The organism is Pseudomonas sp. TH37 (assembly GCF_016650735.1).
Lineage (GTDB): Bacteria > Pseudomonadota > Gammaproteobacteria > Pseudomonadales > Pseudomonadaceae > Aquipseudomonas > Aquipseudomonas farris.
In genome coordinates this window covers 200,570-223,102 of the sequence record NZ_JAEKFD010000001.1, presented here as the reverse complement: position 1 = coordinate 223,102, position 22,533 = coordinate 200,570, and the positions used below count along the sequence as shown (strand labels likewise).

Here is a 22,533-nt window from a genome sequence, read left to right as displayed (position 1 = left end):
ATGTCATTTACCCAGAAGCACCTCGACGCGGTTGAGGCGGCCATTGCTCGCGGTGAGAAAACCGTGCGCTACACCGACCGCACCGTGGAGTACCGCACCGTCGATGAGCTGCTCAAGGCTCGTGAAGAAATCCGCACCTCGCTGATCAGCGCTGCCGGACCTCGCTCGCGCGTGGTTCGGCTGTACCACGGAGGCAAAGGAGTCTAATGGCCCGCACCTATCCGACGTTGACCCGTAACGGATTCTTGCTGCCGTCGAACATCAAGGCCAGTTACGAAGGCGCCGGGGAAGGCCGTCGCTCCACTGGCTGGGATGCTCCCGACAACGGGATCAACAGCATCAACACCCCAGCACTGCGTAACTTGCGTTCGCGCTCGCGGGCAGCGGTTCGCAACGATCCGTATGCCTACAACGTGATCGACAAGCGTGTCAGCAACCTGATCGGCACCGGCATCACGCCGCGTCCCAAGACTGACGACGAAGCCCTGCGCAAGTTGCTGCAGGAACTCTGGGACGACTGGGTCGATGAGTCGGACGCGGATGAACGCACCGACTTCAACGGCCAGCAGGCGCTGATCGCCCGCACGGTTGAAACCTCGGGCGAGTGTTTTGTGCGCTTGCGGCCTCGCGGTCTGGACGAAGGGCTGGCGGTGCCGTTGCAGATTCAGGCGCTGGCTCCGGAGTTCGTACCGCACGACAAATACGAGACCACCAAGAACGGCAACATCATCCGCGCCGGGATCGAGTTCACCCCCGGCGGTAAGCGGGTGGCGTACTGGATGTATCTGTCGCATCCGCGTGATGCCTCGTCGCTGAACGTGGGCTACAACCAGTTGGTGCGCGTGCCGGCCGCTCAGGTGCTGCACATCTTTGAGCCGGTCGAACCGGGCCAGCTACGCGGCGTGCCGCGATTGTCGCCAGTGCTGAAGCGCCTGCGCAGTCTCGACAACTACGACGATGCGGTGTTGTTTCGTCAGGAAGTGGCCAACCTGTTTGCCGGTTTCATCAGCCGGCCGGCTCCCGACTCTGGGCTGGTGCCGAGAGACCCCGTCACTGGCCAACCGTTGAGCCTTGATCGTGATGGTTTCACGCCGATGGTGGCGCTGGAGCCCGGCACCATGCAGGAGCTGGGGCCGGGTGAAGAGGTCGAGTTCTCCAAACCACCGGACGCTGGCAACAACTACCCGGACTTTATGCGGCAGCAGCTGATGGCCGCTGCGGCGGGGACGGGCACGCCTTACGAGATCCTCACCGGCGACATGCGCGAGGTCAACGACCGGGCGCTGCGCGTGGTGCTCAACGAATTCCGGCGCCGGCTGGAGCAGCTGCAATTCAGCGTTTATGTCCACCAGCTTTGCCGTCCAGTTCGGGCTGCCTGGATGGACATGGCGGTGCTGTCGGGTGCCCTGGTGTTGGAAGACTACGCACAGCGTCGCCGCGAATACCTGCGCACACGTTGGGTGCCACAAGGTTGGGCCTACATCCAGCCGGTGCAGGACGTACAGGCTCGGCGGATGGAAGTGCAGGCGGGTTTTGCCTCGCGTAGCGAGATGGTCCTGCGCACCGGCTACGACGCGGAAACGGTCGATGCGGAAAACGCCGCAGACAACGAGCGGGCCGTTCGTCTTGGCCTCAACTACAACACGCACGAAGCCGTCGAGCAGCTCGACGAGAAGGAGCAACCATGAGCAAGAAAGCGCGACCGCGCATTTACAACCGAGCGGGCAAGCGAGTCCAGGTGCAGGATAAAACCTGGTACGCGCTGGAGGCCAACGGCGAGGCCGCTGAACGTGTCATTGAGGTGTTCGTTTACGGTGAGATCGGTGCCTGGGGTATTACCGCCAATCAGTTCGTGCAGGATCTGCGTGCCATGGACGATGGCGTCTCGCCGGTGATCGCAGCGTTCAACAGCATTGGCGGTGACCTGTTTGACGGGTTGGCCATGCACAACGCGCTGTCGCGTCTGGGCGAGCGTTGCACCGGTCGAATCGATGCATTGGCCGCCAGTGCGGCCAGCGTCGCAGTCTGCGGTGCACACAAGGTCGTGATCGCAGCCAACGCCATGCTGATGATTCACAACCCCTGGACCTACGCGGCCGGGGACGCCGAAGACTTCCGCAAGGTGGCCGACGTCCTTGACCAAACTATGGAAGCGATCATCGCGGCCTACAAGGCGAAGGCGCCGGACATTGATGAGGTCGAGTTGCGGCGACTGGTCGCTGCTGAGACTTGGCTGACGGCCAACGAAGCCGTGGCCTTGGGGCTGGCCGATGAAGTTGGCGACGGCATTAAGGTTAAGGCGTGCCTCGGCCAAGGTGGTGTGCTGCAGCGTTACCAGCACGCACCGGCCGAACTGCTGGCCCAACTCGACGAGCCACCTGAATCGGATCCGGAGTTAGAGCCAGACAACCCGCCACCGGAACCGACCGTAGTCGACGCTGCCAAGTTGGCACTGATGATCACCCAACGTTGTGCGGAAGCAGGGATCAACAACCTGGTCGCACCGCTGCTTAGTTCGACCAACCTCGAAAGCGAGGAGATCGTTCAGGCAGGACTGACACGCGCCAAGGCTGTGAATGACCTGTGTGTGGCCGCACGGTTGCCAGAGTTCAGTGCCGAGTTCGTCGCGGCCGGTCTGGATGCAGCGGCGGTTCGGGCGCGTTTGTTCGACAAGATCGTCGGCAGCGGCAAAGGCTTCGAAATCGACAACAGTCTGCCGCTGGACGAAGACCCACCGCCGAAGGTGCAGGCCAAGCAAATCGATCAACCCTCTATCTGGTCGGCGCGCCAAGCCGCGCGAACCGCTAGACCTCAATCTGCTACAGGAGCAAGACGATGACGATTCAACGAGAGCCGATGCATGCAGGCGAGTTCCTCCTGTCCGAAGCCGCCGGCACCATTTCCCGCGAAGCCATCAATGTCGCGGCAGGGCCTGCGCTGGAGCCGGGGCAGATCCTCGGCCTGGTGAGCATTAGCGGTGAGTTCGCCCCGTACAACCCAACCGCCGAAGACGGCAGCGAAAACGCTATCGCCATTCTCTACGGTCCACTGGGCGAATCCGATGTGGTCCGTCGCGGCCGTGCCGTGGTGCGCTTGGCTGAGGTCAGCGAAGCCCATCTCACTGGTCTGGATCCGGCCGCTGAAAAGGCGCTGGCCACCAATTTCCTGATCGTCCGCTAAGACGATCCCCCTGATTACCGAACCCGCCGAGTGCGGGTTTTTTGCTTTCTGGAGATAGCTTCATGGCTGACATTGAAATCTTTAACGATGACGCGTTTTCGGTCTCTTCGCTGACCGCCGCCATCAACGAACAGGAATACTTGCCGGGCCGCATCAGCAGCCTCGGTTTGTTCCAGGAGGAGGGCATCACCACCCTGACGGTGCAGATTGAGAAGGACGGCGACACCTTGGCCCTGGTACCGGCGGGCGAGCGCGGCACCTCCGGTTTAGTGGTCAGCGGCACCAAACGCAACCTGATCCCGTTCAACACCGTGCACCTGCCTCAGCGCTTTGCGATCAAGGCTGATGAGATTCAGGGGATCCGTGCCTTTGGTACGCGTTCCGAGTTGCAGTCTGTGCAGGACGTGGTCAACAAACGCCTGGCCAAAGCTCGACGCCAGCTCGATGTCACTCACGAATTCCAACGCATGGGCGCACTCAACGGCAAGATCTATGACGCCGATGGCCAAACCGTTCTGCTGGATCTTTATGACCGTTTCGGTGTGCAGCGCCAAACGCTGTCGATGGGGCTGAACGATCCAAGCAGCGAATTCCGCGTGCGCTGTGGCGATGCGCTGGATATGCAAGAGGAAGCGCTGGGCAGCGTGACCAGCAGCGGCTCTCGCGCCTTTTGCGGGAAGAGCTTCTGGAATGCGCTTCTTAAAATCAAAGAGGTGAAGGCCACCTATCTGAACACTCAGCAAGCGGCGTCCCTGCGCGGTGACTCGCGCGAAAGTTTCGAGTACGGCGGCATCGTGTGGGAGCGTTATCGCGGCAAGATCGCCGGCATGAACTTCGTGCATGACGACAAGGCTCTGCTGATTCCCGAAGGTGTGCCGGACCTGTACATCTCGGTGTTCGCGCCGGCGGATTACATGGAAACGGTCAACACCGAAGGCGTGCCTTACTACAGCAAACTTGAGCCGATGCCGTTCAACAAAGGGATCTCCGGCGAAGCCCAGTCCAACCCGCTGCACCTGTGTACCCGTCCGCGCGCGCAGATCCTGCTGGAGCTCTGACCATGGGCTTCCGCGATCTGATTGCCGAGGTAGACGCGGTGGTGTTCGAGACCCTGGGCGATACCGCGCGGATCGAAGGCCGGGAGGAACCGGTGCTGGGCATGTTCTCGGCGCCCTGGCTGCAGCCGAAGATCGGCAAGCTCAACACCGGTCTGCGCGAGCCTCGTTTCGAGATTCGCGTCAGCGACTCGCACGGACTGGAGCAGGGGTTGCTGGTCACCATCGAACTGCCTGAGTTGGACGGTGGTGGCGAGTACGACCTGCTGCAGCTGGAGCCCAGCGGTGACGGTCTGGTCGCCCTGATTCTGAGGATGCGCGCATGAGTGTCGGCAGCTACTTCAAGCCTTCGGCCGGCGGCGGGATGCTCTCCATCCAGTCCTCGGCTGCGGACCTAAAAGCGTTTCAGGACTTCGCCAAGCTGGTACCGAAAGCGGCAGCGGCGGCGCACCGTCGAGCGATCAACAAAACGCTGGGTTGGTTGCGCACTCACATTGCCCGAGCAGTCAGCCGGCAAGAGCGCATCGCCGTCGCGGCGGTGCGTCAGCGTCTGCGCAGTTATCCGGTGTCCGGGGGAGCCACGAGCGGCAAGTTGTGGTTTGGTCTCAACGCGATTGAGTCCAGCCGGATCGGGCGAGCACGGCAGTCCAGCAGTGGCGTGTCGGTGGCCGGGCGGCGGTATCAAGGGGCCTTCCTCAAGAAGGTCTATGGCAACAAACCCGACATCTGGATCCGCACCGCGAGCAAGCACTTCAATGCGGACGACTATCCCGATAGCACGGTGTCGCGAGGTGGTGGTGCCAGTTCGGGTTGGGTTGCGGAAAACGGCGATCGCTTTCCGTTGGCCAAAGCCAAGGTATCGCTGGAGCAAGCCCGTCCGCACTTCGACACCTGGGTCAAACGGGCCGATGCGCGTCTGCTGGAGATCCTGCACCAGGAACTCAACTTTGAACTGCAGAAATACCTGAAGGGGACGGCCCATGTCTGACGAACCTTTTAGCCTGGACCAGCTTTATCAGGGGATCGAGCAGCACCTGGCGAGCAATCTGGCGGGCATCAAAGCGGTAACGGCGTGGCCCAACATCAAGGACCGCATCGCATTGCCGGTGGTGTTCATTGAAATGGCGGAGATGGAACCGGGGATTGATATCGGTACCGGCGAGACCAGCCTGATTTGCCGGTTCGAAGCGCGGATCATCGTTGATCCGATCCGCCCAAAACACTGCCAGCAGGCCGCGCACCTGGCGGCGCAACTGGCCGTGTTGTTGCGCCTGCAAACCTGGGGCTTGGCGGTAGAGCCCGCTGAGTTCGTGCAGGCCACGCAGGACTGGACCAAGCCAGAGCTCGACGGTTACGTGGTCTGGCTCGTTGAGTGGACCCACCAGATTTATTTGGGTGTTGAGGAATGGCCATGGCCGGATGAGCCGCCGGGCTCGTTGGTGTTCGACATCGAGCCGGGTGATGGTCCGGTTAAGCCGGAGGATCTGTGAGTTACGCCACTGCGGAACATGACCGCATGATTGCCGCGATGTTGATGCCTTGCGTGGTGGTCGGCGTGGATCTGCCGGCGGCGATGGTCCGTGTGTCCAATGGTGAATGGACCAGCGCCTGGGTGCGCTGGCACAGCCTCGCGGCCGGTAAGGCGCGGCATTGGCGCGCGCCGAGCCTGGGCGAGCAAGGGGTGTTGTTCAACCCCAGCGGCCAGGCGGGCATGGGCACCTTTATCCCGGGGTTGTATGGCAATGCCGGCGCCCAGCCGGACAACCGCGATCATGTGGAAGTCTGGCGCTTTGATGATGGGGGCTCGCTGATTTACGACTGGCAGGCCAAGACCTACACCATCACGTTGCCGACCGGGACGGTGACGATCAAGGTCGGCAGCACCGAAGTCGCCGTGACGGATAACGCCGTGACGGTGAAGGTTGGCGGCACCGAGGCCGCGCTAACACCCGATTCGGTGACGGTCACCTCGGCCGCGATCAAGTTGGTCGCGGCAGTGGAAATCGACGGCACGTTACATGTAACGCAAGACATCACCGGGAGCGCCTCGATCCTCGCTGCAGGATCCAGCGACAACCATCACACGCACTAATCAACAACCCCATCCAGACCGCCCAGTGCGGTTTTTTTTATGCCTGGAGAAAACATGGCCAAGAACACCGAACAGCCGGCCGCCGATCAGTCGCCGGCGGATCTGCTGCTGACCTTTCGCGACAAGGTGTACACGTCGCGCACCCTGATCATCCCTGGCAGCGCTCGCACGCTATTGGTGGCCAAGGGGTGTGTCGAGGTGTCCGTTTCCGATGAGCAAGCCATTGCGTATCTGAAGGCCCATCCCGAGATTGAGCCACCGAAGGAGTGATATCGATGATCGGAATGGATCGCCACACCGGCCAGCCCATTTCCGGCATCGAGCATCTGCGCCAGTCCATGGGCGACGTCCTGGGCACGTCACTGGGCAGCCGCCGGCACCGGCCGGAGTACGGCAGCAAGGTCCGCTCCTACGTGGACTTGCCCGTCAATGAGGGCTGGAAAAGCTCCGTGCAAGCGGAAGCCATCCGCGCCCTGGAGCGCTGGGAGCCGCGGCTGAAACTGGAGCGCGTGCGCGTGCTGTCGGTACTGGGCGGGCAAATCAATCTGAGCATTGCCGGCGACTACCTCGGTGACAGCTTTCTTGTGGAGGTCAGCGTATGAGTCTGCTGGATCTGTCGGCCCTGCCGGCGCCAGATGTGCTGGAGCCTCTGGACTTTGAGGCGACCTATGAGGAAGGGCTGGGCGTCTTTCGCGGCTACATGGGTAACAACTGGACCGCGACGCTGGAAAGCGACCCGGTCACCAAGGTGATCGAGGTCGGGGCTTACATCAAGGTCGGGAACCGCGCCCGGGTCAACGACGGTGCCAAGGCGCTGTTACTGGCCCATGCCATTGGTAGTGACCTCGACCAGTTGGGGGCTAATTACAATCTGAAGCGCCTGGTGATTCAGGCCGAAGATCTGACAGCGGTGCCGCCGGTGCCGGAAATCAAGGAAAAGGATGACCCGTTTCGCGAGCGCATCCAGTTGGCGTTTGAGGGGTTGACGACGGCCGGCCCGCGTAACAGCTACATCCTGCATTCACGTAATGCGTCGGGGCTGGTGGCGGATGCCACGGCGGAAAGCCCGGCGCCGTGCTGCGTTACGGTAACGGTGCTGAGTTCGGAAGGGGAAGGCGAGGCCGGCCCTGAGTTGTTGGCCGTCGTGGACACGGCGCTGAATGATGAGGATGTGCGGCCGCTGACGGACTGGGTGACGGTGCAGAGCGCGGAGATTATCCGGTACCGCATCGACGCCATTTTGCACATGAGCAGCGCCGGGCCTGAGGGGGATGCCAGTTTGGCCGAGGCCATCAAGCGACTGGCGGCCTGGATCAACCCGCGCAAGCGGTTGGGGGTTGAGGTGGCGCGGTCGGCTATTGACGCTCAGTTGCACGTTGCCGGCGTTTCCCGGGTCGAGCTGCCCGGCTGGGTCGACCTGGCTCCGACCAAGGCCCAGGCGGCGTGGTGCTTCGACTATGACGTGAAGATGGCGGGGGCGACATGAGGAGTCTGCTGCCCAGCAATAGCACGCAACTGGAGCGCGCCCTGGAGGCGACGTTTTACGAACGCACGATTGTCCCGCTGCGCACGCTTTACAACGCCGATACCTGCCCGGTTCATCTGCTGCCCCATCTGGCATGGGCGTGGTCGGTCGACCGCTGGGATTACCGCTGGCCCGAAGCGACCAAGCGCGCCGCCATCAAGGCGTCGTATTACATCCATGCCCACAAGGGGACCATCGGCGCCTTGCGCCGGGTGGTCGAGCCTTTGGGCTACCTGATCGAAATCGTCGAGTGGTTCAAGACGGTGCCCAAAGGCGTGCCGGGCACCTTCGCGCTGAAGGTCGGCGTTCTGGATACCGGGATCACCGAAGAAATGTATCAGGAGCTGGAACGCCTGATCGACGACGCCAAGCCCGTGACCCGGCACTTGACTGGGCTGGCGATCAGCCTCGAAACCCAAGGCAATCTGAACATCAGTGTCGCCCTCTACGAAGGCGACGAAATCGACGTTTACCCGCCGGTGATGCGTGACATTGAGGTCACGGGTCGCTTCGGCGTGGTGGGGCGCGAACACTCCATAGATACCCTGGACGTTTACCATGATTGATGCGAACTCGCAGTTTTTCGCCATCCTCACGAACGTGGGCATGGCGAAGCAGGCGAACGCCGACGCGCTCGGCATTCCCTGGAAGATCACCGAAATGGGTGTGGGCGATGCCAACAATACCGACCCGATCCCCAATGCCTCGCAAACCACGCTGATCAACGAATGGCGGCGCCGGCCGCTGAATCAGCTCAAGATCGACCCGATCAACCCGGCGGTGCTGATCGCCGAGCAGATTATCCCGGCGGATGAGGGCGGGAAGTGGATTCGCGAAATCGGCCTGTACGACGCGGACGGCGATCTGGTGGCGGTGGCCAACTGTGCGCCGAGCTTCAAACCGATCCTGTCGCAGGGCTCGGGTCGCACGCAAATCGTGCGGATGAACTTCATTGTGACCAGCACCGGCAACATCACGCTCAAGATCGATCCGGCGATTGTGCTGGCTTCGCGCGCCTACGTCGACGCGGCCATTCTGGAAGTACTGCCGAAGAACAAGACGCCCGGTGAATGGACCCGGGTCAAGACCAACGATCGGGGGATTGTGGTGTCGGGTGATAACCCCAGCACGTTAGCCGGTATGGGGATCACGGACGCGTACACCAAGGCCCAAATCGAGGCGATGATTGCGCAGGCCTCGGCGTTGCCGGTCGGTGCCACCGTGGCGTTTCCACTGGACAAGGTCGCGCCCGGGTTTCTGGAGTTGGACGGCAGCGTCAAAAGCATTGCGGCCTATCCGGATCTGGCGACGTTCCTCGGTACGGCCTTCAACAAGGGTGACGAAGGCGCCGGTAACTTCCGCCTGCCGGAGTCGCGTGGCGAGTTCTTGCGCGGCTGGGATCATGGACGGGGGGCGGACGCTGGACGCGGCATTGGCAGCTATCAACTAGGCCAGAACGAAAGCCACAACCACCGTTATTTTGACGCAGTAAGCGCCAACATTGATCCATATGGTGGAACCGCAACCGGCCTCGTTAATGGGGGCGCTCAACCCGCAGCAACCGGTGGATACCTGGCAACCGGAGGGGGGGACTCAAATCAGGTTGTCTCGGCCCCTAATACGGTTAACTCCGGTGGGAACGAAGCCCGCCCGCGCAACTTGGCGGTGATGTGGTGCATCAAGGCCTGGAACGCGCCGATCAATCAGGGAAACATTGATATTGCGGCTCTAGCTGCGTTGGCGGCTCAGGCGACTGAAATCAATCAGGGTACGGCCAAGGTCGCCACTGATGCACAGATGCTTGATAGCGCGAATGATGCCGTGATGGCCACGCCGAAAAAACTGCGCAAAGGCTTTGCTATCAGCCTGGCGGCGGCCGGTTACATTGCGTTCCCTACGTGGCTGGGCGGTCTTATTTTGCAATGGAGTAAAACGGCTCCCGGGAATGTGCCAGCCAACGGCGGGCAGAGTGTTTCTGCGAGCTGGCCGATCACGTTCCCAAATGCGGTCTATCTTGCCGGCGCGAGCTGTGACGGCACTGGCGCCACCGCTAACGTGGTTGGCGCTTTCGTCTTCAATGTCGGGCTGTCTACGGTTGGCGTGGCGGCCACGAATTTTTCGGGCAGCCTTCAGTCGACGCAAGGGACATATTTTTGGGGCATTGGGAGATAAGGGGGCTTTATGTATTTTTCAGAACAAACAGCAGGGTTCTATGACCCGAAAATACACAGAACTATGCCGGATGACGCCGTTGAAGTCACCCGCGAAACATACCTTGAGTTATTGGCCGCGCGCTCTGCGGGTCTGCTGGTTAAGCTTGATGAGGGAGGGGCGCCAATTATCGTCGGTCCTCCTGAGCCTTCGGCGGAGCTGATTGCTAGCGCTGAACGAGAGTGGCGAGACATAGCGATCAGTCAGGTTCAGTGGCTTATTAACCGGCATCGTGACGAGGTTGAGCTCGATCTGGCGACCACACTTACAGCGGCGCAGTTTTCGGAGCTTCTGGCCTATGTGCAAAGCCTGCGTGATTGGCCGGTTTCGCCACTGTTCCCTGACATTGCCGGTCGGCCGGAAGCTCCTCAATGGCTGGCCGGACAGTCCCAATAAACGCCCCGTACTGACGGGGCGTTTTCTTTTCCGTTACGCGTCACACGAACATCCCTCACGGCCTCGCCTATGCGGGGCTTTCTCGTTTCTGGAGATTGCCTTATGAGTTTCTTTCACGGCGTTACGACCACGCTGCTCGACACCGGGGCGCGGACCATTTCGCTGCCGTCGTCGTCGATCATTGGTCTGTGCGACACCTTTACCCCGGGCATCCTCGGCGGCGGTACGGCCAAGGCCGGCGAGCTGAAGCTGATCACCTCCGAGCGCGAAGCCATCGCGGCGTTCGGGGCGGGTTCGGCCATCGCCAGGGCGGCGGCTGCGATCTATGTGCGAGCCAAGGCGGTAATCGTCGCTGTCGGCGTGCCCAAGCTCGAAGACGCCGCGCTGCAAACATCCGCCATCATCGGTGGCGTGCTTGCCGATGGTCAGCGTACCGGCCTCCAGGCGCTGCTGGACGGCAAGAGCAAACACAACGCCCAGCCCAAATTGTTGATTGCCCCGGGGCATTCGGCGACGCAGGCGGTGGCCACCGCCATGGATGCCCTAGCCGGCAAGTTGCGCGCGATCGCCATCATCGACGGACCGAATACCACCGATGAGGCGGCCATGGCCTACGCCTTGAACTTCGGCAGTAAGCGCCTGTTTTTGGTCGATCCGGGTGTGCAGTTCTGGGACACGGTCGAGAGCGCGACGGTCGATGCACCGGGTTCGGCGTGGACGGCGGGTCTGTTTGCCTGGACCGATGCCGAGTATGGCTACTGGGCGTCGCCATCGAACAAGGAGTTTGTCGGCATCACCGGCACGAGCCGCCCGATCGAGTACCTGGACGGCGACGCCACCTGCCGGGCCAACCTGCTGAACAACGCAAACATCACCACGATCATTCGTGACGGCGGTTTCCGTTTGTGGGGCAACCGCACGCTGTCCAGCGATCCGAAATGGGCGTTCATCACCCGCGTGCGGACCTGCGACATCCTCATGGATGCGGTGCAGGCCGGGCACAAGTGGGCGGTCGACCGCTCGATCACCAAGACTTACGTCAAGGACGTCACCGAAGGCCTTCAGGCGTTCATGCGCGACGAGAAGAACCGGGGCGCGGTGATCAATTTCGAAGTCTACGCGGACGACGAAATGAGCACGGCCAGCCAAATCATGCAGGGCAAAGTCTACTGGCGCATCCGTTTCACCGACGTGCCGCCGGCGGAAAACCCGAATTTCCTCTTCGAAGTCACCGATCAATGGGCGACCGAAGTTCTTGAAGCAGCCTAAGGGGGCCGTTCGATGATTCCTCAAGTTCTCTCCAACTGTAACGCGTTCGTCGACGGCGTCAGTTTTGCCGGTGACGTGCCGACCCTGTCGCTACCCAAGCTGACCCAAAAGACCGACGACTATCAGGGCGGCGGCATGTTGTCCCCGGTCGAAATCGCCATGGGCCTGGAAAAGCTGGAAGCGGCGTTCACCACCAACGGCGTGCGTCGTGAGGCGCTGAAGTATTTCGGCCTGGCCGATCAGACCGCTTGCAATCTCGTGTTCCGCGGTGCCTTCAAGGGCCTGCGGGGCGTGGTCACGCCGGTCATTGTGACCATGCGCGGCGGCATCAAAGAGGTCGACATGGGCGACTGGAAACCGGCCGACAAGGCTGAAATCAAGCACGCGGTCAAACTGGTCTACTACAAGCTGGAGATCGACGGCCGGGTCATGTACGAAATCGACCCGCTCAACATGGTGATGGTGGTCGACGGTGTCGACCAAGCTGCCGCCGAACGCTCGGCCCTCGGCCTCTAAGGACAAAAGCACATGACTCAAGTAATCCAAGACCAAGAACTGCCGAGCTGGCTGAAGCTGAGCGATGAGGGCGTTACCGTAACGCTCAAATACAAGACCCTGATCAGTGGTGTCCTGACCGACAAGCTGATGATGCGTGCGCCCAGTGTCATGGATTGGCGCGCCTCAAAGGTGGCGGGCAATGGCGACTATGAAAAACAGGAGTTGTCGCTGTTCAGCAGCTTGCTGGGGCTCACCGAGGCGGAACTGTTGAGTCTGAAATACAAGGACTATCAGCGCCTATCGGCGGGCTATTTTCGCCTGGTCGAAGAAGACGACGTTTAACGCGATCACTCTCAAAATGGCGGCCCAACGCTTGGCGAAAGAGACAGGTTTCTCTGCTGCTGAGATTACGGCCATGCCCTTTGATGAGATGGTTTGGTGGCTCACGGATTGAGCCGCCCTTGATCTACCCGACGTATAGGGCAAGTACATGGCGAACAAACTCGCGCTCGGCCTGGTCATTGGCGGGGCGGTCAGCTCTACCGTGGGTTCCGCGTTCAAGGATGTCACCAGTCGCATCAAGCGTCTGGAGGCCGAAGGCAAAAAAGCCCGGGTGCTGGAAAAGACCATTGGCGACACCATGCGGTTGCGCGATGAATGGCGCAAGGCACACATGGCGGGCGAGAAGGGCGCCGGCGCGCTGCTGAAACAGCTGGAAAGCAATCTCAGCAGCCTGAAGAAGCAAGGCGTTGAAGTCCGCAATCTGGCCAAGGCTTACAGCACCATGGGGCAAGCGGCCGCCAAGGCCGAGCTGAAAGCCAAAGGTCACCATCAGCTGGACGAGGGCAAGCAGCGCCTGAGAAGCAGTGTCGGCCAGGCGGTCGCCGGCACGGCTGCGATGGCGCTCCCGGCGAAGATCAGCGCGGACTATGGCGCGATCATTCGTGACATTGCGATCAAGTCGAACATTGCCAACAAGCCTGAAGAAGCGAAGTTGTCCCAGACGGTGATCGACACGTCTCGCGACACCGGCATGGCGCGCAATCAGGTGGCCGAGGTGGTCAACGCGCTGGTGGGGGCCGGCATGGAGCTGGACAAGGCCCTGCAATATGCCCCAACGGCGGCCAAGTTCGCCGTGGGCCAAGGCTCGGATGGTGGCGAAACCGCGCGCATGATCAACGCCCTGGGGCAGAACGCCAAGATTTCCGATCCGGCCATGATGCAGAAGGCGCTGGAGGCGATCGCTTACCAAGGGCAGGCGGGCAGTTTTGAGGCGGCCGACATGGCGCGCTGGTTCCCTGAGCTGCTGGCAGGCATGGGCAAGTTGGGCATCACCGGGATGGATTCGGTCACGCAACTGGGTGCGATGCTTCAGGTGCAGATGAAGACCGCCGGCGGTTCGGATGAGGCGGCGAACAACCTCAAGAACTGGATGGAAAAGATCGGTTCGGGTGACACGGTCGAGGCCTACAAAAAGGCCGGGATCGATTATCAGGGCTCAATGAACACCGGCCTGCAGAATGGCAAGTCCACACTGGAATCCAGCTTTGAGCTGGCCCAGAAGTACATTGCGGCTACCGATCCGAAGAAGGCCGCCGCCATGGCGGAAGCCACGGCCAAGATCAGCAAGGAGACCGATCCGGAAAAAGCCAAGGCCATGATTGCCTCCCTGGAGCAAGCCTTGCGTACCGGCGATCTGTTCGCCGACATGCAGGTTAAGGGCGCCTTGACCGCGTACATGCAGAACAAGGATCTGTATGCGAAGTTGAAAAGCGAATCGGCCAGCGCCACGGGGATTCTGGACAAGAACCTTGAGGAACGCCGGCAGTCGTCCGCGCAGAAACAGGCGGAAATGGTCCAGGGTATCGACGACGCCATGCGTGGCATCGGTGATGCCTTTCGGCCGGTCACTGACGCAGTGGTCGACGGGGTGACCTCTGTCACGCAAGGCCTCGCCAAACTGTCCGATGAGTCGCCCCGGCTGGTGACGGGCATCGGTGCGGCCGTCGCGGCCGTGATCGGTTTCCAGACCGCCATGAGCAGCTTCAAGATTGCCAAGGGCCTGATGAACCTCGGGCGCGGCTCGCTGATGGGAAATCCCAACATCCCGCAAAAAGTGATCGTCACCAACATGCCGGCCGGTGGTGCCGGCGGGCTGGATGGCGGCGACCTTGATGCCGGTGGCGAAGGCAAAAAGGGCAAAAAAGGCCGGGCGGGCGGCAAGGGCGTTGGCGGGCGAGGTGGGGGTGGTGTCGGTACTGTGGTCAAAGGTGCGGCGGTATTCGCCGTCGCTGAGGCCGGTTACAAGGCCTATGACACCTATCAGAACGCCGAGACGCAGGACGAGAAGGCCGAGGGTTATGGCGCGGCGGCGGGTGGGCTGGCGGGCACGCTGACCGGTGCCGCCGCTGGTGCGGCGATCGGTACGGCGGTGTTGCCGGTGATTGGCACCTTTGTCGGCGGTTTGATTGGGGGGTATCTCGGCAGCCAGGGCGGTGACGCGCTGGGTGGTGCCATCGGCAAGTCGATGTTTGGCACGCCCGATGAGCTGAAGCGGATGCCGGCCGCCGGGCCGCTGATGATGAGCAATGCCGGCAAGGACATTCCGCCAGTGATGGGAGGCATTGCCAAGTCGTTCGCGGCGCCAGTGGCCGGATCGCTGGTGATGGCCCGTGGTGGGGCGCCGGCGCTGCCGGCCGCCGCTGTGCCCGCACGCGCTGCCACTGCTGCCGAGACGCAGCCCGGTGATGCCGCGCGCTCGATGATGTTGCCGCCGGCCAGCGCCGATGCCGGGGCAGGGCCGCTGGCCAAGGTCCTGGCGCCGGCCGTGAAGCTGGAGCCCCCCAAGATCGAATCCAAGGTGGACATTCAGGCGCCGTTTTCGCTGGTGGTCAACGGTGACGTGAAGGACGCGGCGCAGCTGTACGGTCAGCTCAAGCCGTTGCTCGATCAGCACTATCGCGACATGGCCAAGCAAATGGGGAGCGCTCAGCTCTTTGACGCGCCGCACGTTTAATCAGGAGGGCTCATGGAAGCATTGGGGCAATTACAGTCGGGGCTGAAGTACCTGGCCTCGGCCGGGGAAACCGGTCGGCGCAGCCTGGACGGCATGCTGGGACCGGTGAATGGCGCGATCGGGGAAATCACCGGCGCGACGTCCGAGCTGGAGGGGCTGCCCTTTGTCGGCCCCGCGATCGGCGCCAAGCTTCAGCGCGTCATGCGCGGGGTGAATGCGGCCCAGGCCAAGGTCGGGCAGGTGGTGGCCACGTACAACACGGCCACCCGGGCGCTGTCGCAGATTGACGAGCGCATGGCAGTGCTGAAAGAGCAGACGGGCAAGGCGGCGACGGCGATCAACAAGATCGCCGGCAAGGCCAGTCCGGCGCTGGCCAACATCGTGCCCACCGGGGCCTTTGCCACGGATTCGACGCCGGCACCGGAGGCGGTGAAGCCGTTCCCGCACTTGCTGATCATCCAGCCCAAAGACCCCAAGGCGCAGCCGTATTTCTTCAACCTCGACACGGCGGCCTTTGACGAGCTGCGACGCTCGACTGAATTCCGCTGGGCTTCCCAGGAGCGCCTGTCGCGCCGGCCGGCGCAGCAAGCCGTGGGCATGGGCGAGGAGAAGATCACACTCAAGGGCGCGATCTTCCCGGGTTTCAAGGGCGGCCTGAAGCAGCTCGACACGTTGCGCGCGATCGGCGCCAGGCTTGAACCGTTGAGCCTGGTCACGGGCTATGGCGACGTGCTGGGGAACTGGTGCCTCAAGAGCATTGAAGAAGAACAGAGCGCGCTGATGCAGGGTGGCATCCCGCGCAAACAAGGGTTCACGCTGGAGTTTGTACGCTATGGCGACGACATGCAGAACGTCTGACGGGGATCTGTTGGACACCATCTGTCACAACTACTACGGCCATCTGGTCGGCAGTGTCGAAGCGGTCCTTGATGCCAATCAGGGTTTGGCTGACGAGCCTCAACCCTATCGCGCTGGGGTACTCATTACGCTACCGGATCTGCTGGCCCCTGCTTCGGAGCAGGTAACGCTATGGGATTGATGATCTACACTCGTGTCGTTCATCGCTTCAAATTCCTTACTTTCTTGCCCGCCTTGTGCGGGTATTTTTTTGGAAAAAATTCATGACGCCCATCTTTCGTATCGTGGCGGATGGTGCCGATATCACGAGCCTGATCAATGATCGGCTGTTGCAGCTCAGTACCACGGACAAGCCCGGCATGGAGTCGGACGAATTCGAATTGCGCATTGACGACCGCGACGGGCTGGTGACGCTGCCCCGTAAGGGCATTGGCATCGAGATCTACCTGGGCTATGTCGAGACGACCCTGACGCGTCTGGGGCGTTATGTGGTGGACGAGGTCACGGTATCCGGTCCGCCGGATGTGATCGTGATCAAGGGCAAGGCCAGCGACATGCGCGGCAGCGGCAAGACCATCCGCAGCGGTAGCTGGGAGAACGTGCCGCTGTCCAAGATCGTCAGCAATGTCGCCACGCGAAACGGCTGGCAGCCGGTGTGCCCGGTCACGACGAAGGTCGCCCGGGCGGACCAGCTCAGCGAATCCGACTTTAACTTCATCACGCGTCTGGCCAAGCAATACGACTGTACCGCCAAGGTGGGCGACGGGAAGCTGTTGGTGATGCCCCGCCAAGGCGGGCAGACGGCCAGCGGCAAGGCGTTCGGGGCGGTCACTCTGACCCGCCGTGATGTCAGTCGCTGGCAGTTTCGCTTTGGCGATCGCAGCGCACACAAGGCGGTGGCCACCAAGCACCAGGACAAGAAGACCGGAAAGCTCGCGGTCGTCTCCCTGGACAATGACGACGTGCCGGACGGCCTGCCGGCGGTGCATACCGATCGGCACATTCATCCGAACAAGACCGCCGCGGAATCGGCGGCCAAGGCGCGCTTGGCGGCGTTCAACCGTTCGAGCGCGGATGTTCGGTTTGAAATGCCCGGGCGCACGGACCTGTTTGCCGAGCGGTCCATCAACGCCCAGGGTTTCAAGGTCGGACTCGATGGCGAATACCTGATTGATTCGGTCGAGCAGGTTTATACCCAAGCCGGTTGGTCGACCACCGTCGAATGCAACGGCGGCAAGAACGGCAAGGCCAAGGCCAAAGGCAGGAAAAAGAAGAAGGAGGCGAAGCCGGTCAAAGTCGTGTCCCTGAAGTAACGCGAAAACGAATCCATAGCCGCCGAGTGCGGTTTTTTTATGCCTGGAGTTTGTATGTCCTTAACCGAGAAACAGCTGCAACGCATCATGCCGAACGCCCGCCGCCAAGCGGGCGTTTTTGTATCCGCCTTAAACACCGCCATGACTCATCGGCAAATCAACACACCGAAGCGGCAGGCCGCATTCCTGGCTCAAGTCGGTCACGAGTCCGGCCAATTGCAGTATGTCCGCGAACTCGGTGGCGACCAGTACCTGAGCAAGTACGACACCGGCAGTCTGGCCGCGAAGCTGGGCAATACACCAGAGCCGGACGGCGATGGCCAGCGCTATCGCGGTCGCGGCCTGATTCAGATCACCGGCCGCAACAACTACCTGCGCTGCAGCCTGGCATTGTTCGGCGACGAGCGATTGCTGCGCACCCCGGAGTTGCTCGAGCTGCCGCAATGGGCTGCCGAGTCGGCCGCGTGGTTCTGGTGGGTGCGTGAGCTGAACGCTTTAGCGGATCGGGATGAGTTCGAGGCGATCACCCGCAAGATCAACGGTGGCCTCAACGGCCTGGCGGATCGGCTGCAATTGTGGGAGCGGGCGAGGGCAGTGCTATGCATATCGTCGATCTGATCCCGGCGCCGTATCGGCTGCTGGCCAAAGGCGTGCTGCTGATCGCCTTGGTCGGCGGTTCTGCAGCGTCGGCCTGGAAGGTTCAGGACTGGCGCTACGGTCGGCAGCTTGAGCAACAAGCCCGCCTGCAGGCGGAAAGCCTCAACCAACAGACGCTGGCGGCTGCAGCGCAGCAACAGGCTGAGCAGGCTAAACGTCTGGCCTTGGAGCAGCGGCTTTCAGCCAGTGAACAAACCCATTACCGAGCCCTGAGCGATGCCCAACGTGATCAAGGTCGCCTGCGCGACCGCCTTGCCACTGCTGATCTGCGCTTGTCAGTCCTACTCGACGCCACCGATTCAGCCAGCGGCGGCACAGTGTCAGCCGCCACCACAACCGGCGGCGTGGTTCATGGCGCCACAAGAGCCCAACTTGACCCAGCGCATGCTCAACGAATTATCGGCATCACCGATACCGGCGATCAAGGACTGATCGCCCTGGCAGCCTGTCAAGCCTATATACAGAACATAATATTAAAAAAATAGCCTGGTTCTATTTGGATGTCATCTGTTGTTCTAGTTTAGGAGTGAATTTGCTAATGCTGACTATCTGGTTTCCTTTGTTTAGTATTTTATACAATTCGTTTTTTTGGAGGATTAAAGTGTATTGAATGGTTGCGAATATTTTGGTGCCCGTGATTGTTTTGTTGTCTTTCGTATTTATAGTGGTGGTATTTGTAAGACTAATAATGGGGGGCGTTCCATTCTCTAATCTGTAGTCGCGGTAGGCGTCACGTTGTCCTGCGGTGATTCCAAAAATAGGAATTAGAGGAATGCTTATAACTAATAAAGTTGCCATTGCGTGAGATATGAATTTTTTTGCCCATTGTTTTGTTCGGAAAACAATGAAAAGTCCGCAAGAGAGAAGAGTTGTAGTTGTTATTATTAGAGCAATGGCGCTGAAAATGTGATGGTCGGTTATGGCTATCATTGCTGACAGATAGCCATTAAATAGCAATGTGGGAAGGCCAATTTCTAATTCGTTTAGACTTACGCCAAACGTATCCAGGTAGCCGGCAAGATGTATATAGCCGAGGATGGATAACCCTCCGTTGATCGCGACTGTTAGAAAAGCTATGGTTTTTAAGATTAGTTCAGGAGTCCAAAGTACATTTTGTATGCTGCTGGATGCTTGGTCGTTTTCTTGAGGCGTAACAAGGTTTATGTTTGGGTTTTTTAACTCTACTTGTAACACCTTGTTCTTTCTGAAAGCCATCCAGTAGTCCCTTATCTATTTAGTATTGTGAGTTAAAGAAGCGGCAGACATCGATGCTTCAACATCAATGTCTGCCGCCGTCCCTGCAGAACGTCCCTGCAAGTCCAGCCAAGGCTCCTGCTTCGTGCACAAAGCGCGGCGAGCCTAGCACCTGGTTATCCATACAGTAAAGGTCTTGCTATCAATGTCTACACCCATCATCCCTTGGATGGGCGGCAAACGCCGCCTGGCCGACCGTCTCATTCCGCTTTTTCCGCCACATGAATGCTACGTCGAAGTCTTTGCCGGCGGTGCCGCGCTGTACTTCATGCGACCTCAGGCCGCGCCCGTCGAAGTCCTCAACGACATCAACGGCGACCTGGTCACGCTGTACCGCGTCGTGCAGAACCACCTGGAAGAATTCGTGCGCCAGTTCAAATGGGCGCTCAGCTCACGCCAAGTGTTCGAGTGGCAGAAGATGACCCGCCCCGAAACCCTCACCGACATCCAGCGCGCCGCCCGATTCTTCTACCTGCAACACCATGCCTTCGCCGGTAAGGTCACCGGTCAGACGTTCGGTACCGCCACCACCGGGCCGGCCATCAACCTGTTGCGGATCGAGGAAAACCTCTCGGCCGCCTGGCAGCGCCTGTCCGGCACCTACGTCGAACACCTGCCCTGGCTGGAATGCGCCGAGCGCTATGACCGTGCCCACACCTTCCACTACATGGACCCGCCTTACTGGCAGACCGCCGGCTATGGGGTCGATTTTCCGTTCGAGAATTACGAGCGGATGGCCGACTTCATGCGCCGCTGCAAAGGCAAGGTTATGGTCAGCATCAACGATCACCCGGACATCCGGCGGGTGTTTGAGGGCTTCCACTTTGAGACTCTGGACATCCGCTACAGCAACACCAATCAGCGCCAAGGCAAGGCCGAGGTCAGCGGCGAGCTGGTGATCATGAACTGGGAGCCGGCGGCGCTGGGAGGGCTGTTTTAATGGTGCTTGCTATACGTCTGGAGCGGATGTTACTGGGGTGCTCTGGTTAGAGGTGTGGTGGGCTTCGTCGCGGGTTACTTTCGATTAGTTCAGGAATAGCCATCGCGCACGTCGGCGATAAATTGCAATGTGTCAGCCTTGCGCTCGGCGGAGCAGTCAGCTCGCTTCACCAGTGACTCGCTGTAGTCATAGTCATCATCAACCAAGGTGCGCAGTACACTCACGCACAACAGGATCTCATCGTCGTAGCTGTCCTGCAGCGTTTGATACTGCGCCTTTAATTCGGTAATACGCGCCTGCAGCTGCTGGTATGTTTGTTCGGTCTGGCTCATGGCGAGAACCTTTCGATATTTGAACTTGAGTGGCCTATTTAGCCTAGTCCAGCGGCCGGCGACGCGGGGTATTTTTGTTCGATTCGTTACGGGCATTGGCACCGATCCGGCTTACCCCTGCCCGTATGGCATACCTCGGAGCGTGGAGTTACTCACTCGCCTTTGAAGCCGGGCGAGCCCTGAGCAGCACGCCACTTTTTCACCGTCTGGGTAACACCTTCAGCGTGTTTTCAGCCCCCCTTGATCACTGAGCAGCGACAAAGTTGACTATGGCCTCCGGGGTAGTTTCACTTCCGCCAATGGAGACCATAGCGAGTTGCCCATACTGTGAAGTGATACGATAAAACGCGCCGTGACAGTCGATGGCAACCACGGGCTTACCTACCTTCAGTCCGGCCTTGAGTTTACGTATGCCTGCAATAACTTGCAGTCCGGCCCTTTCCAATTGCTCGGAAATATCCATATCAGGAAACTTCGCATATTTCCGAGTGTTTTCGGTCTTGGTAAGGATCTGCAGGTTGGCTTCAACGTGCAGCCCGCAGACCTTTTTCCCCATGATCGGCACGATGTGGTCGACTTCATGCTTGATGCCTGTCTCAGCAGTCAGCCTGCGCGCTTCCTGGTAGATATCCTTGATAGCCTTTTTGTCCCTCCATGCGGGGGTTGCGAGTGCCATCGCATTCTTGCGATTTTCCTGATTCCACTTTAGGACCTCTTGGCGGCGTTCTACTCGAAACTGTGCATCCGCATCGCCTGCTGCGGCCTTAACTAAATCATCAATTTCAAATTGGCGCATTTGCTATTCCTCGTCGTCATACTGACTTAGCCTAGCAACGGTTTCAGTAGATCACTGCGAAAGCTATAAGTTGTGACTACGCTAAAATAGCTAGTTACGAATCAAATGAGTGAAATTTCCCTTTATCTCGGCATGGCTTCGTCATAGATCAACAGCAGGAGTACCAAGGTGTCGAACGGAGATCGCCCTTTCCGGGGGCCTGAAAGTCATGCAGCGGAAAAGCTATCCAGGGATGCAATCGCACCATTCCTGAATGATCAAGGTTACGTTGTCATTGCCGACGAGCGAATTCGAACGGGCGAAGCAACTCAGCAGTTCATCAGCACCCGCACTCCTAATGGCCAGGAACTGAGAATGCGCGTCCGACTGTGCTGGCGCCGCGATGGACGAAATCTCAGCGAGAAGAAGTACGCCGCTGCTCAGTTGGCGGCACACCTTCGGCCGGGCGGATGGGATGCGACACTGGAGCACATCACCGCTAGAGACACAAAGCGCGGGCTCACTCACAATCTGCTCATACAGCGTGACGAAGGTGCCATTATCTTCGCCGCGTTAATTCCTGTCGAAAGTCTCCATGCAATCTGGAACCGCCAGCGCGAGGTCAGCGATGACCTGCAACGCCGTGGATTGAAGGGGCGGGCGAAGAAGAATCACGCTCAGAACGGCACCAGCCCGACCCTGTGGTTGCAGGATGACCGGACACCCGCCGGACACGAGGTGGCCGATGCACTGTGGCAGTGGCCGGGTGTGATCGATCTAGCCAAGCTCACTCCCCATGTGGTGGAGTCGGTACTGGCCGACGATACCTACGACGACTGCCCGGCGCCGGATTACTCGTCTCTGGGTCGGGATGAAGGCGAACGCATGCCCGTGGTTCGCTCGGAGGTCCGTCGCGATCCGCATGTACGTCGAGCTGTACTCAAAAGGGCTGGGTTTGCGTGCGAGCGTGAGGGTTGCGGCGAGCGTCGGGACTTCCCTGGCTTCCTGGATGTTCATCACATCTTCGGGGCCGAGAAGTCAGACCGTGTATACAACTGTGTGGCCCTTTGCCCGTGCTGTCACCGCGAAGCGCATTATGCGCCATATGCCCATGACCTCAACAAGCAGCTACTTACATATGCCCAGAGGTTCGGCTGAACCA

Annotated in this window: 29 protein-coding genes; 26 read left to right on the top strand and 3 right to left on the bottom strand. The window is 60.2% G+C overall.

The window, feature by feature from the left end:
* From JFU11_RS01020 to JFU11_RS00905, 24 genes are all read left to right on the top strand, one after another.
* The gene (locus tag JFU11_RS01020) at nt 1–207 is read left to right on the top strand and encodes a hypothetical protein (RefSeq protein WP_201059406.1); all 207 of its coding nucleotides are present in this window, start codon (nt 1–3) and stop codon (nt 205–207) included.
* Nucleotides 207–1,688 carry a phage portal protein gene (locus JFU11_RS01015; RefSeq protein WP_201059404.1) on the top strand — a complete coding sequence of 494 codons (1,482 nt, stop codon included), beginning with the start codon at nt 207–209 and terminating at the stop codon, nt 1,686–1,688. Before JFU11_RS01020 ends, JFU11_RS01015 begins: the two co-directional genes overlap by 1 nt.
* Nucleotides 1,685–2,839, top strand: a complete 1,155-nt coding sequence (locus JFU11_RS01010) for a head maturation protease, ClpP-related (protein WP_201059402.1) — start codon at nt 1,685–1,687, stop codon at nt 2,837–2,839. Before JFU11_RS01015 ends, JFU11_RS01010 begins: the two co-directional genes overlap by 4 nt.
* The gene (locus JFU11_RS01005) at nt 2,836–3,180 is read left to right on the top strand and encodes a head decoration protein (protein ID WP_201059401.1); all 345 of its coding nucleotides are present in this window, start codon (nt 2,836–2,838) and stop codon (nt 3,178–3,180) included. Before JFU11_RS01010 ends, JFU11_RS01005 begins: the two co-directional genes overlap by 4 nt.
* 62 nt (nt 3,181–3,242) lie before the next feature.
* On the top strand, nt 3,243–4,238 hold the full coding sequence (locus JFU11_RS01000; RefSeq protein ID WP_201059399.1) for a major capsid protein: 996 nt from the start codon (nt 3,243–3,245) through the stop codon (nt 4,236–4,238).
* A gap of 2 nt (nt 4,239–4,240) precedes the next feature.
* Nucleotides 4,241–4,561 carry a hypothetical protein gene (locus JFU11_RS00995; protein WP_201059397.1) on the top strand — a complete coding sequence of 107 codons (321 nt, stop codon included), beginning with the start codon at nt 4,241–4,243 and terminating at the stop codon, nt 4,559–4,561.
* Entirely contained in the window at nt 4,558–5,223 is a 666-nt protein-coding gene (locus JFU11_RS00990; RefSeq protein WP_201059396.1) for a hypothetical protein, read from the top strand. The genes JFU11_RS00995 and JFU11_RS00990 overlap by 4 nt, the downstream gene beginning before the upstream one ends.
* Nucleotides 5,216–5,725: a hypothetical protein gene (locus JFU11_RS00985; RefSeq protein ID WP_201059394.1), complete on the top strand. Its 510-nt coding sequence runs from the start codon at nt 5,216–5,218 to the stop codon at nt 5,723–5,725. The genes JFU11_RS00990 and JFU11_RS00985 overlap by 8 nt, the downstream gene beginning before the upstream one ends.
* A complete protein-coding gene (locus JFU11_RS00980) occupies nt 5,722–6,327 on the top strand; it encodes a phage baseplate assembly protein V (protein ID WP_201059392.1) in 606 nt (201 codons plus the stop codon). Before JFU11_RS00985 ends, JFU11_RS00980 begins: the two co-directional genes overlap by 4 nt.
* Before the next feature lie 54 nt (nt 6,328–6,381).
* Nucleotides 6,382–6,597 carry a hypothetical protein gene (locus tag JFU11_RS00975; RefSeq protein ID WP_201059390.1) on the top strand — a complete coding sequence of 72 codons (216 nt, stop codon included), beginning with the start codon at nt 6,382–6,384 and terminating at the stop codon, nt 6,595–6,597.
* Nucleotides 6,598–6,602: 5 nt separating this feature from the next.
* Entirely contained in the window at nt 6,603–6,929 is a 327-nt protein-coding gene (locus JFU11_RS00970; protein WP_201059388.1) for a GPW/gp25 family protein, read from the top strand.
* Nucleotides 6,926–7,813, top strand: coding sequence for a baseplate J/gp47 family protein (locus JFU11_RS00965; protein WP_201059386.1), 888 nt, complete (start codon nt 6,926–6,928; stop codon nt 7,811–7,813). Before JFU11_RS00970 ends, JFU11_RS00965 begins: the two co-directional genes overlap by 4 nt.
* The gene (locus JFU11_RS00960; protein WP_201059384.1) at nt 7,810–8,418 is read left to right on the top strand and encodes a phage tail protein I; all 609 of its coding nucleotides are present in this window, start codon (nt 7,810–7,812) and stop codon (nt 8,416–8,418) included. Before JFU11_RS00965 ends, JFU11_RS00960 begins: the two co-directional genes overlap by 4 nt.
* A complete protein-coding gene (locus tag JFU11_RS00955) occupies nt 8,411–10,024 on the top strand; it encodes a phage tail protein (protein ID WP_201059382.1) in 1,614 nt (537 codons plus the stop codon). Before JFU11_RS00960 ends, JFU11_RS00955 begins: the two co-directional genes overlap by 8 nt.
* A 9-nt stretch (nt 10,025–10,033) precedes the next feature.
* Complete coding sequence (locus JFU11_RS00950; protein ID WP_201059380.1) at nt 10,034–10,459, top strand: tail fiber assembly protein; 426 nt, start codon at nt 10,034–10,036, stop codon at nt 10,457–10,459.
* Nucleotides 10,460–10,561: 102 nt separating this feature from the next.
* Nucleotides 10,562–11,728: a phage tail sheath family protein gene (locus JFU11_RS00945; protein ID WP_201059379.1), complete on the top strand. Its 1,167-nt coding sequence runs from the start codon at nt 10,562–10,564 to the stop codon at nt 11,726–11,728.
* Between the two features lie 12 nt (nt 11,729–11,740).
* Complete coding sequence (locus JFU11_RS00940) at nt 11,741–12,244, top strand: phage major tail tube protein (protein ID WP_201059377.1); 504 nt, start codon at nt 11,741–11,743, stop codon at nt 12,242–12,244.
* A 12-nt stretch (nt 12,245–12,256) separates the two neighbouring features.
* A complete protein-coding gene (locus JFU11_RS00935; RefSeq protein WP_201059375.1) occupies nt 12,257–12,568 on the top strand; it encodes a phage tail assembly protein in 312 nt (103 codons plus the stop codon).
* 148 nt (nt 12,569–12,716) lie between these two features.
* The gene (locus JFU11_RS00930; RefSeq protein WP_201059373.1) at nt 12,717–15,242 is read left to right on the top strand and encodes a phage tail tape measure protein; all 2,526 of its coding nucleotides are present in this window, start codon (nt 12,717–12,719) and stop codon (nt 15,240–15,242) included.
* Nucleotides 15,243–15,254: 12 nt separating this feature from the next.
* Complete coding sequence (locus tag JFU11_RS00925) at nt 15,255–16,100, top strand: phage tail protein (RefSeq protein ID WP_201059371.1); 846 nt, start codon at nt 15,255–15,257, stop codon at nt 16,098–16,100.
* The gene (locus JFU11_RS00920; protein WP_201059369.1) at nt 16,075–16,281 is read left to right on the top strand and encodes a tail protein X; all 207 of its coding nucleotides are present in this window, start codon (nt 16,075–16,077) and stop codon (nt 16,279–16,281) included. Before JFU11_RS00925 ends, JFU11_RS00920 begins: the two co-directional genes overlap by 26 nt.
* Before the next feature lie 82 nt (nt 16,282–16,363).
* Complete coding sequence (locus JFU11_RS00915) at nt 16,364–17,413, top strand: contractile injection system protein, VgrG/Pvc8 family (RefSeq protein ID WP_201059368.1); 1,050 nt, start codon at nt 16,364–16,366, stop codon at nt 17,411–17,413.
* Nucleotides 17,414–17,467: 54 nt separating this feature from the next.
* A complete protein-coding gene (locus JFU11_RS00910) occupies nt 17,468–18,031 on the top strand; it encodes a glycoside hydrolase family 19 protein (protein WP_201059366.1) in 564 nt (187 codons plus the stop codon).
* A complete protein-coding gene (locus JFU11_RS00905) occupies nt 18,013–18,555 on the top strand; it encodes a lysis system i-spanin subunit Rz (protein WP_201059364.1) in 543 nt (180 codons plus the stop codon). The genes JFU11_RS00910 and JFU11_RS00905 overlap by 19 nt, the downstream gene beginning before the upstream one ends.
* Before the next feature lie 7 nt (nt 18,556–18,562).
* Here the strand turns inward: JFU11_RS00905 and JFU11_RS00900 are convergent, their stop codons facing one another.
* On the bottom strand, nt 18,563–19,285 hold the full coding sequence (locus tag JFU11_RS00900) for a hypothetical protein (RefSeq protein ID WP_201059362.1): 723 nt from the start codon (nt 19,283–19,285) through the stop codon (nt 18,563–18,565).
* A 184-nt stretch (nt 19,286–19,469) separates the two neighbouring features.
* On the opposite strand from JFU11_RS00900, the gene JFU11_RS00895 reads away from it, so the two are divergent.
* Nucleotides 19,470–20,264, top strand: coding sequence for a DNA adenine methylase (locus tag JFU11_RS00895; RefSeq protein WP_201059360.1), 795 nt, complete (start codon nt 19,470–19,472; stop codon nt 20,262–20,264).
* Nucleotides 20,265–20,353: 89 nt separating this feature from the next.
* On the opposite strand, the gene JFU11_RS00890 is transcribed toward JFU11_RS00895, so the two are convergent.
* Both JFU11_RS00890 and JFU11_RS00880 read right to left on the bottom strand, forming a co-directional pair.
* Nucleotides 20,354–20,596 carry a hypothetical protein gene (locus JFU11_RS00890; RefSeq protein WP_201059358.1) on the bottom strand — a complete coding sequence of 81 codons (243 nt, stop codon included), beginning with the start codon at nt 20,594–20,596 and terminating at the stop codon, nt 20,354–20,356.
* Nucleotides 20,597–20,840: 244 nt separating this feature from the next.
* Nucleotides 20,841–21,392: an HNH endonuclease signature motif containing protein gene (locus JFU11_RS00880; protein ID WP_201059357.1), complete on the bottom strand. Its 552-nt coding sequence runs from the start codon at nt 21,390–21,392 to the stop codon at nt 20,841–20,843.
* A 168-nt stretch (nt 21,393–21,560) separates the two neighbouring features.
* On the opposite strand from JFU11_RS00880, the gene JFU11_RS00875 reads away from it, so the two are divergent.
* Nucleotides 21,561–22,529: an HNH endonuclease signature motif containing protein gene (locus JFU11_RS00875; RefSeq protein ID WP_201059355.1), complete on the top strand. Its 969-nt coding sequence runs from the start codon at nt 21,561–21,563 to the stop codon at nt 22,527–22,529.
* Nucleotides 22,530–22,533 lie beyond the last annotated feature (4 nt).

Coding starts and splice junctions, on each gene's coding strand:
- JFU11_RS00975 (WP_201059390.1), top strand. CDS start 6,382: ATGGCCAAGAACACCGAACAGCCGGCCGCCGATCAGTCGCCGGCGGAT.
- JFU11_RS00985 (WP_201059394.1), top strand. CDS start 5,216: ATGTCTGACGAACCTTTTAGCCTGGACCAGCTTTATCAGGGGATCGAG.
- JFU11_RS00910 (WP_201059366.1), top strand. CDS start 17,468: ATGTCCTTAACCGAGAAACAGCTGCAACGCATCATGCCGAACGCCCGC.
- JFU11_RS00925 (WP_201059371.1), top strand. CDS start 15,255: ATGGAAGCATTGGGGCAATTACAGTCGGGGCTGAAGTACCTGGCCTCG.
- JFU11_RS00935 (WP_201059375.1), top strand. CDS start 12,257: ATGACTCAAGTAATCCAAGACCAAGAACTGCCGAGCTGGCTGAAGCTG.
- JFU11_RS00960 (WP_201059384.1), top strand. CDS start 7,810: ATGAGGAGTCTGCTGCCCAGCAATAGCACGCAACTGGAGCGCGCCCTG.
- JFU11_RS00945 (WP_201059379.1), top strand. CDS start 10,562: ATGAGTTTCTTTCACGGCGTTACGACCACGCTGCTCGACACCGGGGCG.
- JFU11_RS00955 (WP_201059382.1), top strand. CDS start 8,411: ATGATTGATGCGAACTCGCAGTTTTTCGCCATCCTCACGAACGTGGGC.
- JFU11_RS00905 (WP_201059364.1), top strand. CDS start 18,013: ATGCATATCGTCGATCTGATCCCGGCGCCGTATCGGCTGCTGGCCAAA.
- JFU11_RS01005 (WP_201059401.1), top strand. CDS start 2,836: ATGACGATTCAACGAGAGCCGATGCATGCAGGCGAGTTCCTCCTGTCC.
- JFU11_RS00920 (WP_201059369.1), top strand. CDS start 16,075: ATGGCGACGACATGCAGAACGTCTGACGGGGATCTGTTGGACACCATC.
- JFU11_RS00970 (WP_201059388.1), top strand. CDS start 6,603: ATGATCGGAATGGATCGCCACACCGGCCAGCCCATTTCCGGCATCGAG.
- JFU11_RS00940 (WP_201059377.1), top strand. CDS start 11,741: ATGATTCCTCAAGTTCTCTCCAACTGTAACGCGTTCGTCGACGGCGTC.
- JFU11_RS00950 (WP_201059380.1), top strand. CDS start 10,034: ATGTATTTTTCAGAACAAACAGCAGGGTTCTATGACCCGAAAATACAC.
- JFU11_RS01015 (WP_201059404.1), top strand. CDS start 207: ATGGCCCGCACCTATCCGACGTTGACCCGTAACGGATTCTTGCTGCCG.
- JFU11_RS00895 (WP_201059360.1), top strand. CDS start 19,470: ATGTCTACACCCATCATCCCTTGGATGGGCGGCAAACGCCGCCTGGCC.
- JFU11_RS00915 (WP_201059368.1), top strand. CDS start 16,364: ATGACGCCCATCTTTCGTATCGTGGCGGATGGTGCCGATATCACGAGC.
- JFU11_RS00900 (WP_201059362.1), bottom strand. CDS start 19,285: ATGGCTTTCAGAAAGAACAAGGTGTTACAAGTAGAGTTAAAAAACCCA.
- JFU11_RS00965 (WP_201059386.1), top strand. CDS start 6,926: ATGAGTCTGCTGGATCTGTCGGCCCTGCCGGCGCCAGATGTGCTGGAG.
- JFU11_RS01000 (WP_201059399.1), top strand. CDS start 3,243: ATGGCTGACATTGAAATCTTTAACGATGACGCGTTTTCGGTCTCTTCG.
- JFU11_RS00930 (WP_201059373.1), top strand. CDS start 12,717: ATGGCGAACAAACTCGCGCTCGGCCTGGTCATTGGCGGGGCGGTCAGC.
- JFU11_RS00995 (WP_201059397.1), top strand. CDS start 4,241: ATGGGCTTCCGCGATCTGATTGCCGAGGTAGACGCGGTGGTGTTCGAG.
- JFU11_RS00890 (WP_201059358.1), bottom strand. CDS start 20,596: ATGAGCCAGACCGAACAAACATACCAGCAGCTGCAGGCGCGTATTACC.
- JFU11_RS00880 (WP_201059357.1), bottom strand. CDS start 21,392: ATGCGCCAATTTGAAATTGATGATTTAGTTAAGGCCGCAGCAGGCGAT.
- JFU11_RS01010 (WP_201059402.1), top strand. CDS start 1,685: ATGAGCAAGAAAGCGCGACCGCGCATTTACAACCGAGCGGGCAAGCGA.
- JFU11_RS01020 (WP_201059406.1), top strand. CDS start 1: ATGTCATTTACCCAGAAGCACCTCGACGCGGTTGAGGCGGCCATTGCT.
- JFU11_RS00990 (WP_201059396.1), top strand. CDS start 4,558: ATGAGTGTCGGCAGCTACTTCAAGCCTTCGGCCGGCGGCGGGATGCTC.